At 70.5% G+C, this 13,675-nt stretch carries 13 protein-coding genes; 8 read left to right on the top strand and 5 right to left on the bottom strand.

The features are described from left to right. Nucleotides 1–138 precede the first annotated feature (138 nt). A complete protein-coding gene (locus ACIQD6_RS20170; protein WP_401884312.1) occupies nucleotides 139–933 on the bottom strand; it encodes a VOC family protein in 795 nt (264 codons plus the stop codon). Between the two features lie 249 nt (nucleotides 934–1,182). On the opposite strand from ACIQD6_RS20170, the gene ACIQD6_RS20165 reads away from it, so the two are divergent. Further along, nucleotides 1,183–2,019: a sulfurtransferase gene (locus tag ACIQD6_RS20165; RefSeq protein ID WP_401884310.1), complete on the top strand. Its 837-nt coding sequence runs from the start codon at nucleotides 1,183–1,185 to the stop codon at nucleotides 2,017–2,019. 121 nt (nucleotides 2,020–2,140) lie between these two features. Here the strand turns inward: ACIQD6_RS20165 and sepH are convergent, their stop codons facing one another. Next, complete coding sequence (sepH, locus tag ACIQD6_RS20160) at nucleotides 2,141–3,187, bottom strand: septation protein SepH (RefSeq protein ID WP_401884308.1); 1,047 nt, start codon at nucleotides 3,185–3,187, stop codon at nucleotides 2,141–2,143. A gap of 490 nt (nucleotides 3,188–3,677) precedes the next feature. Here sepH and ACIQD6_RS20155 point away from each other — a divergent pair, with 490 nt between their 5' ends. After that, complete coding sequence (locus tag ACIQD6_RS20155; protein WP_401884306.1) at nucleotides 3,678–4,706, top strand: hypothetical protein; 1,029 nt, start codon at nucleotides 3,678–3,680, stop codon at nucleotides 4,704–4,706. Between the two features lie 36 nt (nucleotides 4,707–4,742). Here ACIQD6_RS20155 and ACIQD6_RS20150 read toward each other — a convergent pair whose 3' ends face one another. Beyond that, nucleotides 4,743–6,077: a D-arabinono-1,4-lactone oxidase gene (locus tag ACIQD6_RS20150; protein ID WP_401884305.1), complete on the bottom strand. Its 1,335-nt coding sequence runs from the start codon at nucleotides 6,075–6,077 to the stop codon at nucleotides 4,743–4,745. Continuing rightward, nucleotides 6,022–7,284, bottom strand: a complete 1,263-nt coding sequence (locus ACIQD6_RS20145) for an MFS transporter (RefSeq protein WP_401884303.1) — start codon at nucleotides 7,282–7,284, stop codon at nucleotides 6,022–6,024. Before ACIQD6_RS20145 ends, ACIQD6_RS20150 begins: the two co-directional genes overlap by 56 nt. 161 nt (nucleotides 7,285–7,445) lie before the next feature. Between ACIQD6_RS20145 and ACIQD6_RS20140 the strand changes: the two genes are divergently transcribed. Together ACIQD6_RS20140 and ACIQD6_RS20135 are read left to right on the top strand one after the other, a co-directional pair. Further along, nucleotides 7,446–8,573 carry a ferrochelatase gene (locus tag ACIQD6_RS20140; RefSeq protein ID WP_401884301.1) on the top strand — a complete coding sequence of 376 codons (1,128 nt, stop codon included), beginning with the start codon at nucleotides 7,446–7,448 and terminating at the stop codon, nucleotides 8,571–8,573. Further along, nucleotides 8,570–9,430 carry an inositol monophosphatase family protein gene (locus ACIQD6_RS20135; RefSeq protein WP_401884449.1) on the top strand — a complete coding sequence of 287 codons (861 nt, stop codon included), beginning with the start codon at nucleotides 8,570–8,572 and terminating at the stop codon, nucleotides 9,428–9,430. The genes ACIQD6_RS20140 and ACIQD6_RS20135 overlap by 4 nt, the downstream gene beginning before the upstream one ends. A 158-nt stretch (nucleotides 9,431–9,588) precedes the next feature. Here ACIQD6_RS20135 and ACIQD6_RS20130 read toward each other — a convergent pair whose 3' ends face one another. Continuing rightward, nucleotides 9,589–9,762: a hypothetical protein gene (locus ACIQD6_RS20130; RefSeq protein ID WP_401884300.1), complete on the bottom strand. Its 174-nt coding sequence runs from the start codon at nucleotides 9,760–9,762 to the stop codon at nucleotides 9,589–9,591. A gap of 350 nt (nucleotides 9,763–10,112) precedes the next feature. On the opposite strand from ACIQD6_RS20130, the gene ACIQD6_RS20125 reads away from it, so the two are divergent. The 4 genes from ACIQD6_RS20125 (at nucleotide 10,113) to ACIQD6_RS20110 (ending at nucleotide 13,633) form a co-directional block, all read left to right on the top strand. Further along, nucleotides 10,113–10,766 carry a response regulator transcription factor gene (locus ACIQD6_RS20125; RefSeq protein WP_401884299.1) on the top strand — a complete coding sequence of 218 codons (654 nt, stop codon included), beginning with the start codon at nucleotides 10,113–10,115 and terminating at the stop codon, nucleotides 10,764–10,766. A gap of 5 nt (nucleotides 10,767–10,771) precedes the next feature. Further along, on the top strand, nucleotides 10,772–12,004 hold the full coding sequence (locus tag ACIQD6_RS20120) for a sensor histidine kinase (RefSeq protein WP_401884298.1): 1,233 nt from the start codon (nucleotides 10,772–10,774) through the stop codon (nucleotides 12,002–12,004). A gap of 404 nt (nucleotides 12,005–12,408) precedes the next feature. Next, nucleotides 12,409–12,705, top strand: a complete 297-nt coding sequence (locus ACIQD6_RS20115) for a DUF4193 domain-containing protein (RefSeq protein WP_030350183.1) — start codon at nucleotides 12,409–12,411, stop codon at nucleotides 12,703–12,705. Nucleotides 12,706–12,718: 13 nt separating this feature from the next. Next, complete coding sequence (locus tag ACIQD6_RS20110) at nucleotides 12,719–13,633, top strand: hypothetical protein (RefSeq protein ID WP_401884297.1); 915 nt, start codon at nucleotides 12,719–12,721, stop codon at nucleotides 13,631–13,633. Nucleotides 13,634–13,675 lie beyond the last annotated feature (42 nt).

Genomic DNA, 13,675 nt, shown 5'->3' with positions numbered 1-13,675 from the left:
GTGCCCTGGTGCCGCGCCTCGCCGCGTTGTCGTCACTCCACGACGCTCCGCGTCGCCTCACTCCTCCGCCTTGCGATCCACGGCACCAGACCCCGCTCCCTGATCCGGCCTGATCCAAACGAAAGACCCTAGGTCAGGTCAGCGAACGGCCGACCGTACGATCGTGAAAACCGCGCCCTCCGGGTCCGCGACCGTCGCGAACCGCCCGTTCGGGCCGTCCCACGGCGCCCGGAGCACCTGCCCGCCCAGCCCGGTCACCACCTTCGCGGCCGCGTCGGTGTCGTCCACCTCGAAATACGTCATCCAGTGCGCGCCTCGGTCGCGGACGAGCGCCCGGCCCGTCCCGCGCAGTGAGGCGACCGGCCGCCCGTCCAGACGCAGTGTCATCTCGTCGGAGTCGGCGGAGACCAAGGCCTCCACGTCATAGTCGAACAGCGACTTGTAGAAGGTGGCGACCCAGGACGTCTCACGCGTGATCAGCTCGTTCCAGACCGGAGTGCCATGGGCCCCGGCCACCACCGTCCCGGTGTGCGCCGCGGCCTGCCAGATACCGAAGACGGCGCCCGTAGGGTCCGAGGCGATGGCCATCCGGCCCGCCTCCGCCGCGTCCAGCGGCCCGACGCCGACCGTGCCGCCGTGGCTCCTGATCGTCTCCGCCGTCTTGTCCGCGTCGTCCGTCGCCAGATAGGTCAGCCAGGCGGTCGGCAGCTGCCGACCGGGCGGCAGCTGCCGACCGGGCGGCAGCTGGCCGATGCCGGCGATCTCCTTGCCGTCCAGCAGACCCCGGACGTACGGTCCGAGCTGCTGCGGTCCCGGCCGGAACTCCCAGCCGAACAGCGTTCCGTAGAATTCCTGGGTCTCCGCCAGGTTGTGCACCATCAGGCTCACCCAGCAAGGCGTGCCGGGTGTGCGTCGGATCGCTGCCTCGGTCATCGTCACTCTCCTCGGACCATCGTGGTGGCCGTGCGGGGCGGGCGCGGGTCCCCGCCCAGGGGGATGGACGGTGCCGCTCTCGCCACACGCCCCAGGGGTGGAGGGGCCGCGCGTCCGACCAGATGCTTCCACTAGGTGGCACGCGGTGCCGCACGACCGCGCCGCTTTTGGCGGGATCTCGATCGGGTGTTTACCGCCCGTTTCTCCGCCGTTACGAGTGGGGCCCGGCCGTACGCGAGGATGGCACCCATGACAGCCATCATCACCGCAGCCCAACTCGCGAGCGAGTCGGCCGGGTCGGCCGGCTCGACACCGCCCGTACTGCTCGACGTCCGCTGGCAGCTGGGCGGGCCTCCAGGCCGCCCCCAGTACGAGGCGGGACATCTGCCGGGCGCCGTCTTCGTCGACCTCGACAAGGAGCTGTCGGGCCCGCCCGGCACGGGCGGCCGGCATCCGCTGCCCGATCCGGCGGACTTCGGCGCGGTGATGCGACGTGCGGGGATCTCGCAGGACACTCCGGTTGTCGTGTACGACGGCGGACAGGGCTGGGCCGCGGCCCGCGCCTGGTGGCTGCTGCGCTGGACGGGCCATCCGGACGTACGGGTCCTGGACGGCGGTCTCACCGCCTGGACCGGTCCGCTGTCCACCGACACCCCGTCGCCGGCCGAGGGTGACTTCACCCCGGCCCCGGGCGCGCTGCCCCTGCTGGACGCCGACGAGGCGGCGGCCCTGGCCCGTGATGGGCTGCTGCTGGACGCGCGGGCGGCGGAGCGTTACCGCGGTGATGTCGAGCCGATCGACCGGGTCGGTGGCCATGTCCCCGGCGCGCTCTCCGCACCCACCACTGGAAATGTGGCCGAAAACGGCTGCTTCCTCCCGGCTCGGGATCTCCTGGCCCGTTTCGAGGCCCTGGGTGCCACCCCGGGCGCCGAGGTCGGCGTCTACTGCGGCTCGGGTGTCTCCGCCGCCCAGGAGGTGCTCGCCCTGGAACTCGCCGGCATCCCGGCGGCGCTGTACGCGGGCTCCTGGTCCGAGTGGTCGTCGGACGAGTCCCGACCGGTCGCCACGGGGCCGGACCCTCTCTAGAGCCGACAGGCGACAGCCGCCAGCCGCCAGCCGTACGCCGAGGGGCCCGTACTCACCACGCGTGGTGAGTACGGGCCCCTCGGCGTACGTATGTAGGTACGTGCTGCTGTCGCTCTTCCCGTTACTCCTTGTTCTTGCGGCGCGTACCGAACACGATCTCGTCCCAGCTCGGTACCGCGGCCCGCCGGCCCGGACGCACGCCGTCCGCCTCGGCCTGGCGATCCGTCGTGCCCGTGAGCCGGTCCCGGTGACCGGCAACCGAACGGGGCATCAGCACATCCGCGTACGCCGACCCGGCACCCGCCGAGGCGGCGGGCGCGATCGGCTCCTCGGCCTCCGGCTCGTCCTCCGGATCCGTGGTCGAGTCCGGCAGCGCGGGCCGCTCGGGCACGATCATGTCGCCCCGGAAGCTCGGCACCGCCTCCAACAGGCTGGTCAGGGAGTCCCGTTCACTGGTCTCCTCCGGCTCGGGCGCGGGAGGCCGCTCCAACTGCCGGTCGAGAGAACGATCGAGGGAACGGTCCAGCGGCCGGTCACGCGGCAGCCGCGCGATCCGGGGAACGAACGGGAAGCTCGGCTCCTGGGCCGTGACCGTGTCGTCCGTGTCGCCGATCAGCGCGCGCGCCTCGTCGTCGACGGCCTGGACGAGCCGCCGGGGCGGGTCGTACGTCCAGCTCGCCGCGTGCGGTTCGCCCGCGACGCAGTAGACCAGCAGGACTTCCCAGGTGCCGTCGTCCCGGCGCCAGGAGTCCCACTGGACGGTGTCCTTCTCGGCACCGCGCAGCGTCAGCCGCTCCTGCACGGCCTCGCCGAGCTGGGGTCCGGTGTTCTCTCCGGGGCGGCGTACCGCGGTCTTCCTGGCCCGCTCCGCCATGAAGGCGCGCTCGGCGAGCACCGGCCCTTCGAAGCGGCGGACCCGGTCCACCGGGATGCCGGCGTGCTGGGCGACCTCCTCGGCGGAGGCGCCTGCTCGTATCCGCGCCTGGATGTCACGGGGCCTGAGATGGCTCTCGACCTCGATCTCGATCTGGCCGAGGCGGGCGCGGTCATTGCGCACGGCAGCACGAAGCCGCTCATCGATCGGAAGCGTGTATTCCGTGCTGTCGGCAGCCTTGAGCACCAGTCGTGTGCCGTCGTTGGAGACGGCCACGACACGCAGTTCGGGCATGGGGACCTCCCGGGTGGTGCCTGCCGACGTCACGTGCGTCGCTGCTTCCGCTAGTCGAGTGTGACCTGCCCGGGTGCAGCCTGCCACAACCTTTCCGTACTACCCGGCGTGTCGGGCCGGGGCCCTGGTTCGCCGTTATGGCACGGTACCTGCTTGCGACGCAGAGTGACGAACCCGGTCACTCCATGCAGCAGGCGCCCGTGCGGTGCCGCGGCTCCGCCGGATCGAGTGCCACGTTCGGCCCCCTTCCCGTAGGTCCCCGGACGCCCATGAGGGAGTCCGGCCCCAGGGCTCGCCACAGTACTCCATTCGGGCCACGGGGGTGGACCGCCGCGCCGCCCAAGTTCTGTCCGGGCAGGGGAGTTGGGGGTTCGGCGCGGTCGCGGCCGGGTGTCTTGCTTCACAGAATCCCTGGAATCGGAACTATCCACTTCGCTCATCGGTCCCTTCTTGGTGCAAGGTGGGACAGATGGGTAAGCAGGGGCTCTAGATGGATCAGAAGCTGAGTAGCGGCACCCGGAAGGAAGAGAGCGAGGCGCGGAATGGAGAGCGGGAACAGCAGGAGCGGCGGCTCGACCTGAACGTGCCGCAGGTCGCGGGCAGCGCGCTCGCGGCAGTCGCGGCGGCGGTGCTCGCCTCCCAGCTCGGCGTGTACGGCACGATCATCGGCGCGGGTGTGGTCAGCGTGGTCGCCACCTGCGGGGGGTCGGTCTTCCAGCACCTGTTCCGCCGTACGGGTGAGCAGATACGCGTGGTCACGGTCCAGGCGAAGCCCGGGGGCCGCCAGGTGCCTTTGCCGTATGAACAGGACGATCCCGGGCGGTACGAACAGGACGATCCGGTCGTCATGTACGCGCCGGGCGATCCACCCGGCCGGAGCGATCCAGGCGGTCCGGGTGATCCGTACGTCCCTGTTGACGCGACCGGGACGCCGCGCCTGCCGCGGGGTCTGGACGGTGAGTTCACCGAGGCCACGACGCACGGCAGCCGGGTGCGCGGCTGGAAGCGCCCGGTCCGCGCGGCCGCCACCGTCTTCCTGGTCGCGATGATCGGCATCACCGGATACGAAGTGATCTCCGGTCAGGACCTGAGCGGCGGCAAGGGAACGACCGTCGGGTCGGCCGTGCGCGGTGGCGGTGAGCGGTCCGTACCGTCGGACACCCCCTCCAACTCCCAGGACACCGGCGTGAATCCGGACCGGACGTCGGACAGCCCGACCCCGGACGACGGCAGCGGCAGCGGTACGGATCCGAGCGCGTCGCCCGACACCGGACAGAGCGCCGGCACGGGGCGGAGCGGCACCGCCGACCCGTCGAGGGAGCCGTCCACGGCCCCCTCGGGCTCCGCCGGCGGGAAGGCCTCGCAGACCCCCACGCCGACGCCCTCCGGTACTGCCGGCGATTCCGGGACAGGAGACTCCGGAACGGGGAACTCCGGAGCGGACGACTCCGGCAGTGGTGCCACGGAACAGGGCACCGATTCCGGGTCCGGCTCCGATTCCGGAACGGCCGGCCAGTAGCGCCAGTAACGGGGGAGGTGTGGTGAGCATCGGCCGTCAGTCCCCGAGGACCCGCCGCAGATAGTCGTTCCCGAACAGCCGGTCCGGGTCCAGCCGGTCCCGTACCGCCGTGAACTCGCCGAAGCGCGGATAGACCCCGGACAGATACTCCGCGTCCCGGGTGTGGATCTTGCCCCAGTGCGGCCGGCCGCCGTGCGCGGTCATGATCCGCTCCACGGCGGTGAAGTACGAGCGGTAGGGCGTGCCCCGGTACAGATGCACCGCGATGTACGCGCTCTCCCGGCCCGAGGCCGTCGAGAGCGCGATGTCGTCCGCAGGAGCCGTACGGACCTCCACCGGGAAGCTCACCCGAAGTGGTGAACGCTCGACCATCGCCCTGACCTCGCGCAGCGCTCCGACCACGGCCTCCCGGGGCAGCGCGTACTCCATCTCCACGAAGCGGACCCGGCGCGGACTCGTGAAGACCTTGTAGGGAAGGTCCGTGTAGACGCGGGCGGAGAGGGCGCGGCTGGAGACCTTGGCGATGGCGGGGATGGTCGCGGGTACGGCCCGGCCGAGCGAACAGGTCACCCGGAAGAGGTCGTTGGAGAGGAACTCGTCGTCGAACCAGCCGCTGACCCGACCGAGCGGAGCGGCGGGGCCCGCGCTGCGGTTGTTGCGCTTGGTGCTGCAGTTGCCGGTGTGCGGGAACCAGTAGAACTCGAAGTGCTCGTTCTCGGCGACGTGTTGGTCGAATTCGGCGGTGACCCGGTCGAAGGCCATCGGTTCCTCGCGGGCCGTCAACAGGAAGACCGGCTCCACGGCGAAGGTGATCGCGGTGACCACGCCCAGCGCGCCGAGCCCGATCCGGGCGACGGCGAAGATCTCCGGATTCTCCTCCGCGGAGCAGCGCAGCACCGAGCCGTCCGCCGTGACGATCTCCAGGGCGCGGATCTGTGCCGCCATCGACGCCGACTCACGGCCGGTGCCATGGGTGCCGGTGGAGGTCGCGCCCGCGACGGTCTGCTCCATGATGTCGCCCATGTTCGTGAGCGACAGGCCCTCCCTCGCCAGCGCCGTGTTCAGCCGCTTCAGCGGGGTGCCCGCCGCCACGGTGACGGTGCCGGCGGCCCGGTCGATCTCCCGGATGCCGGTGAGCAGATCGGGCCGGACAAGCACCCCGTCGGTGGCGGCGGTGGCGGTGAAGGAGTGCCCCGTGCCGACGGGTTTGACCTTGAGCCCGTCCTCGGCGGCCCGGCGTAATGTCCCGGCGAGTTCCTCGGCGGAGGCCGGTGACACCACGCGGGCCGGCCGGGCGGTGACGTTCCCCGCCCAGTTACGCCACGCGTTCACGCTCGTCGTGGTCGCCGTGCTTGTCCGGTTTCTGGTCATCCGCCCCGCGCCCTCCCCGAATCGGTACCGGCTCGCGCAGCCGGCGATACCCCAGGAGCGCCACCACGGCCGCGGCCGTGCCCGCCGCGGCGGGCACCGCGTACCCCGCACGGGCACCGGCCGCGTCGACCACCCAGCCGGCGGCCGACGAGCCGAGCGCCACGCCGACCGCGAGCCCGGTACTGGTCCAGGTCATGCCCTCGGTCAGCTTGGTGCGCGGTACATGCGCTTCGACGAGGGCCATGGTCGTCACCATCGTCGGTGCGACGGAGAGGCCCGCGACAAAGAGCGCCACGGCCAGGAACGGCAGGCTCCCGGCCAGTTGGAGGGGGATCATACTCACGGCCATCACACAGACACCCACCAGCCACCTCCGGGCCGCCGGTCCGGTGAGATGGAGCAGGCCGAACACCATGCCGGCGAGGCACGATCCCAGCGCGTAGACCGCCAGCACCAGACTCGCCGCCGCCTTGTGCCCGTGCTCCTCGGCGAAGGCGACCGTCACCACGTCGACCGCGCCGAAGATCCCCCCGGTCGCCGTGAAGGTGAGCACCAGCACCCGCAGACCCGGGGAGCGCAGCGCCGACTCCCCGGTCTGCTGCTCACGCGGCTGCGGTACGGGTTCGGTGCCGCGCTGCGCCGTCAGCCAGAGCACGCCGACCACCAGGAACACGACCGCGAGCAGCGGGCCCGCGGCCGGGAACAGGGCCGTCGAGAGCCCGATGGAGATGATCGGGCCGAAGATGAAGCACATCTCGTCGATGATCGATTCCCACGAGTACGCGGTGTGCAGCTCGCGGGCCGAGCCCCGGTAGATCGCCGCCCAGCGCGCCCGCACCATCGAACCCACGTTCGGCACACAGCCCGCGCCCGTGGCGAAGACGAACAGGGTCCAGTCGGGGGCGCCTTGCTCGGCGGAGACCAGTAACCCGACGACGGCCGCCGCCGCGATCAGGGTCGCCGGACGCAGCACCCGCCGCTGGCCGTGCCGGTCGACGAGCCGGGAGATCCACGGACCGAGCACCGCGGCAGACATCGCCAGCGTCGCGGAGAGCGCTCCGGCCAGCCCGTACCGGCCGGTGAGCTGGGAGATCATGGTCACGACGCCGATGCCCAGCATGGCCAGCGGCATCCTGCCGATCAGGCCGGCCGCACTGAATCCCTTGCTACCGGGAGCGGCGAAAATCGCATGGTACGAACTGGGCAAGGGGCACTCCGGTAAGGAATGAACTGGGCGGGAAGAGCTTACGGTCGCACCCGCGCACCGCACCGTGTTTTCCGGCGGAATCCCCCGGACGGGGAGCGCGGCCCGCCGTCGGAACAGGGGCGCGGTTCCCGGTGCGACAGGGCTGGTGGCAGGATCGAATCATGCCCGAAAAGCTTGCGACTTCCCCCTACGACGCTCTGCTCCTGTTGTCCTTCGGCGGCCCTGAGGGCCCGGACGACGTGGTCCCGTTCCTGGAGAACGTGACCCGGGGCCGCGGCATCCCCAAGGAGCGGCTCAAGGAGGTGGGGAAGCACTACTTCCTGTTCGGCGGGGTCAGCCCGATCAATGAACAGAACCGCGTCCTGCTGGACGCGCTGCGCAAGGACTTCGCCGAGCACGGCGTGGACCTGCCGGTCTACTGGGGCAACCGCAACTGGGCCCCGTATCTGACCGACACCCTGCGGGAGATGGTCACGGACGGCCGACGCCGGATCGCCGTCCTCGCCACCAGCGCGTACGCCTCGTACTCGGGCTGCCGCCAGTACCGCGAGAACCTCGCCGACGCGCTCGCCACGCTGGCCGACGAGGGGCTCGAACCGCCACGGGTGGACAAGCTGCGGCACTACTTCAACCACCCCGGCTTCCTGCGCCCCATGGTCGACGGCGTGCTGGCCTCGCTCGCCGACCTCCCGGAGGACGTCCGCGCGGGCGCTCATCTCGCCTTCACCACCCACTCCATCCCGGACGCGTCGGCCGACACCTCGGGGCCGGCCGACGCGCACGGCGAGGGCGGTGCCTATGTGGCGCAGCATCTCGACGTCGCCCGGCTGATCGTGGCCGACGTGCGCGAGGAGACCGGCATCGAGTACCCCTGGCGGCTCGTCTACCAGTCACGCAGCGGCTCCCCGCACACCCCGTGGCTGGAACCGGACATCTGCGACCACCTGGAGACGCTGCACGGCGAGGGCGTCCCGGCCGTGGTGATGGCCCCCATCGGCTTCGTCTCGGACCATATGGAGGTCCTGTACGACCTCGACACCGAGGCCACCGCCAAGGCCGCCGAACTGGGCCTGCCCGTCCGCCGTTCGGCGACCGTGGGAGCGGACCCGCGCTTCGCCGCGGCCGTACGTGACCTGCTGCTGGAACGCGCCGCCGCCGAGCGGGGATGCGCGGTGGAACGCCGCGCGCTGGGCACCCTCGGCCCCAGCCACGATCTCTGTCCGATCGGCTGCTGCCCCGCCCGCGCCCCCAGGCCCGCCGCCGCGGGCGCCGACAGCCCGTACGTCTGAAGGAGCCCGCAGTGACCGACGCCCCGTCCGAACAGAACCAGGCCCGCGACACCCCGGCCGACGACGCCCTGATCGCCGAGCTGCTCCCGCTCGCCCTGGAGGCAGCGCGTCGGGCCGGCGCCCTGCTGCGCGACGGACGCCCTGACGATCTTGCCGTCGCCGCCACGAAGTCCAGCCCCGTCGACGTCGTCACCGAGATGGACATCGCCGCCGAGAAGCTGATCACCGGCTATCTTGCCGAGCACCGCCCCGACGACGGCTTCCTCGGTGAGGAGGGTGCCAGCTCGGTGGGCGGCAGTGGCGTCCGCTGGGTGATCGACCCGCTGGACGGCACCGTCAACTACCTCTACGGTCTGCCGACTTGGGCCGTCTCCATCGCCGCGGAACGCGACGGCGAGACGCTTGTCGGGGTGGTCGGGATCCCGATGCGCGACGAGACCTTCCGGGCGGTACGCGGCGGCGGTGCCTTCCTCAACGACCGGCCGATCCGCTGCCGCCCGGCTCCGCCGCTGGAACGCGCCCTGGTGTCGACGGGCTTCAACTATGTCGCCACCGTCCGTACCCACCAGGCGGAGATCGCCCAGCGGCTGATCCCACGGCTGCGGGACATCCGGCGCGGTGGCTCGGCCGCCGCCGACCTGAGCGATGTCGCGGCCGGCCGGCTGGACGGCTTCTACGAACGCGGACTGCACCCCTGGGACCTCGCGGCCGGCGACCTGATCGCCCGCGAGGCGGGCGCCCTCACCGGCGGCCGCCCCGGCACCCGGCCGGGCTGGGACCTCACGGTGGCCGCCACCCCGGGCGTCTTCGAGCCCTTGCAGACGCTGCTGGAGGAGTACGGCGCCTGGCACGACTAGCTGGCACACGACCAGGTGGCACACGGAAGGGCCCCGGCGCCGTCCCCTCGGCGCCGGGGCCCTTCTTTGTAGGTATCTACGGCTCGGTATGTCTTGCGACTCTGGGTGTCCCTAAGACTGTGTCTGTGCGACCTGTCGGTACGACTCAGGTGTACTGGTCAGACGCTGGCGGCGCCGACCTCCACACCATGCTCGGCGGCGAGCCGCCGAAGGTCTTCCAGCTCTTCCTGTTCGACATCCGCGAGGAAGTCGTCGCCCGTTTCCCGGGCGCGGGTGAGGTCTGTTTCCGTGGCCTGTATGCGCTGCAGAAGCCCGGCGGTGAACGCGTCCATTGCGCCCCCTCGTCGTGGGTCAGTGGCACGGGGGTGTGCCGACGTCTTGGTCGGTGGCACGGGGGTGTGCCGACGGCGGGAAGATCACGCGCCCACTGCCTCTGGATGACAGATAAGGGTGTGGCGTGCCACAAACAGGGCGCGATCTCGGGTGTGAAGTCGTCATCCCCAGGCTCGGTGCGGGAGAAACCTCAACGCTTCAATAAATCCGTTCCCTTCCCGGATGTGCCTGGTCATCCGGCATTGCCTTACCTCCGGTTTATGGCCGTAACGGGCAGGATGGGGCCGCACAGACAGTGCTACAACCTGCCCTGATCACGGGTGACGGGCCCAGAGGAAGGAACAGCGACGTGCGCGTACTCGTCGTCGAGGACGAGCAGCTGCTCGCCGATGCGGTGGCCACCGGACTGCGCCGGGAGGCCATGGCGGTCGACGTGGTGTACGACGGCGCGGCCGCGCTGGAGCGCATCGGGGTCAACGACTACGACGTGGTGGTGCTGGACCGTGACCTCCCTCTGGTCCACGGTGACGACGTCTGCCGCAAGATCGTCGAGCTGGGGATGCCCACCCGGGTCCTGATGCTCACGGCCTCGGGGGACGTCAGCGACCGGGTCGAGGGGCTGGAGCTGGGGGCGGACGACTATCTGCCCAAGCCCTTCGCGTTCACCGAGCTCACCGCCCGGGTCCGGGCGCTGGGACGGCGGACGACCGTGCCGCTGCCACCCGTCCTGGAGCGCTCCGGGATCAAGCTCGATCCCAACCGCCGTGAGGTCTTCCGCGACGGCAAGGAGATCCAGCTGGCGCCCAAGGAGTTCGCGGTGCTGGAGGTCCTGATGCGCAGCGAGGGCGCGGTCGTCTCGGCCGAGCAGCTGCTGGAGAAGGCCTGGGACGAGAACACCGACCCGTTCACCAATGTCGTCCGGGTGACGGTCATGACCCTGCGCCGCAAGCTCGGCGAACCGCCCGTGATCGTCACGGTGCCCGGCTCCGGTTACCGGATCTGATGCCCGTGGCAACCACCCCGGTGCCCCCCGCGGCACCCCCGAAGCCGACCTGGGACCCGAGGCGGCCGGACCAGGCGCTGCCCTGGGTGCGGCCGACCATCCGGATACGTCTCACGCTGCTGTACGGCGGGATGTTCCTGATCGCCGGCATCCTGCTGCTCTCGATCATCTATCTGCTGGCGGCCCAGGCCCTGCACGTGGGCAGCGAGCTGCCGTTCAAGATCGTGACCGGCAAGGTCAGCAGCGATGTCTGCAACTTCCCGGACCAGGCGCCGCCCGAGCAGTTCAACGCGGCGATGAACAGCTGCGTCAACCACCAGCGCAAGCAGGCGCTCGACGATCTGCTCAGCCGCTCGATCTTCGCCCTGGTCGGCCTCAGCGTCATCGCGTTCGCCTTCGGTTACGCGATGGCGGGGCGGGTCCTGTCGCCGCTCGGCCGGATCACCAGGACCGCGCGCCGCGTGGTCGGCTCCGACCTGGCGCGCCGGATCGAGCTGGACGGCCCAGACGACGAGCTCAAGGAACTGGCCGACACCTTCGACGAGATGCTGGAGCGGCTGGAGCGTGCCTTCACGGCGCAGCAGCGCTTCGTCGCGAACGCCTCCCACGAGCTGCGTACACCGCTGGCGATCAACCGGACGCTGCTGGAGGTCCACCTCTCCGACCCGGGGGCGCCCACGGAGCTCCAGCAGCTCGGCAAGACCCTGCTGGCCACCAACGAGCGCAGCGAGCAGCTGGTGGAGGGCCTGCTGCTGCTCGCCCGCAGCGACAACCAGCTCGTGGAGCGAAAACCGGTCGATCTGGCCGAGGTCGCGACGCGTGCGGTGGATCAGGCACTCGCGGAGGCGGAGGAGAAGGGGGTGGAGATGCGCGGGGAGTGCGTCCCCGCCGTCGTCCAGGGAAACGGCGTGCTGCTGGAGCGGATCGCCCTGAACCTGGTGCAGAACGCCGTCCGCTACAACATCTCCGAAGGAGGCTGGGTGGAGGTCACCACCGAGACGCAGCAGGGCCAGGCGGTCCTGGTGGTGTCCAACACCGGCCCCGTTGTGCCCGCGTACGAGATCGACAATCTCTTCGAGCCGTTCCGGCGGCTGCGTACGGAGCGGACGGGGAGCGACAAGGGGGTGGGCCTGGGCCTGTCGATCGCCCGCTCCGTGGCACGCGCGCACGGGGGCCGTATCTTCGCGGAACCTCGCGAGGGTGGTGGTCTCGTGATGCGTGTCACTCTCCCGGTCTGAGAGACTGCGCGCAGTGTTCGGGCAGCAGATTGCTTTGTTCGCTTTGCGCGGAATTTTCGAGGCCGGTTCGCGGCGGAGCCTTGTGTGATCGATCACAGGGGCGAATTCCCGCCTATCTACTCTGCGTGATCAAGCCTCCATGGGAAAGCCGGTAAAGTCCGGGTTTCCAGGGGTCGGGATCACGGGAAGTACACGGGGTGGCGCCCGTGAGGTACGACAGGGGGACCGTGTACGGTCCCCCTCGCCACCCGAAGCCGATCACTCCTCAGGAGTCCGGTTGGGTGTCGATTGAGTAACAGACCTTGATGTGAGGCAAAATCTCCGCCTCAGGTCGGGCACAAGTCCGGCCTCTCACGCGTTACGAGCGCTTGAGACACCACAGACACCCAGAGGGGGAGAGCGACATGGCAACGGATTACGACACCCCACGCAAGACCGATGACGACGTCGATCAGGACAGCCTTGAAGAGCTCAAGGCACGTCGGAACGACAAGTCGACTTCAGCGGTCGACGTCGACGAGTTCGAGCAGGCCGAGGGCCTCGAACTGCCCGGCGCGGATCTCTCCAACGAGGAGCTTTCCGTCCGGGTCCTGCCGAGGCAGGCCGACGAGTTCACCTGCATGAGCTGCTTCCTCGTGCACCACCGCAGTCAGCTGGCCAGGGAGAAGAACGGCCAGCCGATCTGCCGCGACTGCGACTGAGGTCCGGTCGGTCGTGTCAGGTGATACACCGTCTCGGAAACGGCGCTTCCGGCGCAAGGGCAAGAGTTCGCCGGAGGCGCATCAGAGCGGCACAGGCCCGGCAGAAGGCGATCCGCCCGCTGCCGAGTACCCCGCTCCGGTGCCTGGAGCGCATGACGACGAGCGAGGCCTGACGGCCTCGCTCGAAGCGGCACGGACAGGCCACGACGGCCCCATGACCGGGGGCCGCCGCCTGGACAGTGTGAAACGGGGAGTACGCAAGGGAAGCGACAGCGCCAAGGCGGCGCTGGCCCATCTCGCCGACCGGATCATCGAGAACGCACCTCGGGTCCCGGTCCGCGATCTCGCGACCTTGCGCGGCCAGTTCCCGGGCCTCGGTCCCGAGGAACTGGCGGACAAGCTGGTCGCGGGCGCCGCGAACAGCAGCTCGACGGTCGGTGCGGGTGTGGGCGCGGCCGCGATGATGCCGGTACCGCCCGCCATGCCGGCCGAGCTGGCGGCCGAGATCACCGCCGTGGCCGCGATCGAGCTGAAGCTGATCGCGGAGCTGCACGAGGTCTACGGACTACGGCCGCCCGGCACGCTCAAGGAGCGCAGCACCGCCTACCTGACGTCCTGGACGGAGGAGCGCGGGGTCGACATCACCAGACCGTCGAGCCTCAACGGCGCGTTGAGCGGCCGGATGAAGCGCGAGCTGCGGCAGCAGATCATGAAGCGCACGGTCCGCAGTCTGCCGAATCTCGTCCCGTTCATGATCGGAGCGGCCGTCGGCGCGATGATGAACCGGCGGGACACCAAGAAGGTCGCCGAGCACGTCCGCAAGGATCTGCGGACCCGCCAGGTCCCCTGGGACGCGCTGCCTCAACTGCCGCCGCTGGAGCGGCCCAAGGAGCTTCCGCCGGAGCTGCCCGGGGAATTGGGGCACTGACCGGCCGGACAGGCCCCCGGCCCCCGGCCTGAGCCGGAGACA

Origin of the sequence: Streptomyces sp. NPDC088400 (assembly GCF_044753355.1) — a bacterium.
In the GTDB taxonomy this organism is placed as follows: Bacteria; Actinomycetota; Actinomycetes; order Streptomycetales; family Streptomycetaceae; genus Streptomyces.
The sequence above is the reverse complement of the archived record's forward strand: the minus strand, read 5'-3'. Positions and strand labels throughout refer to the sequence as shown.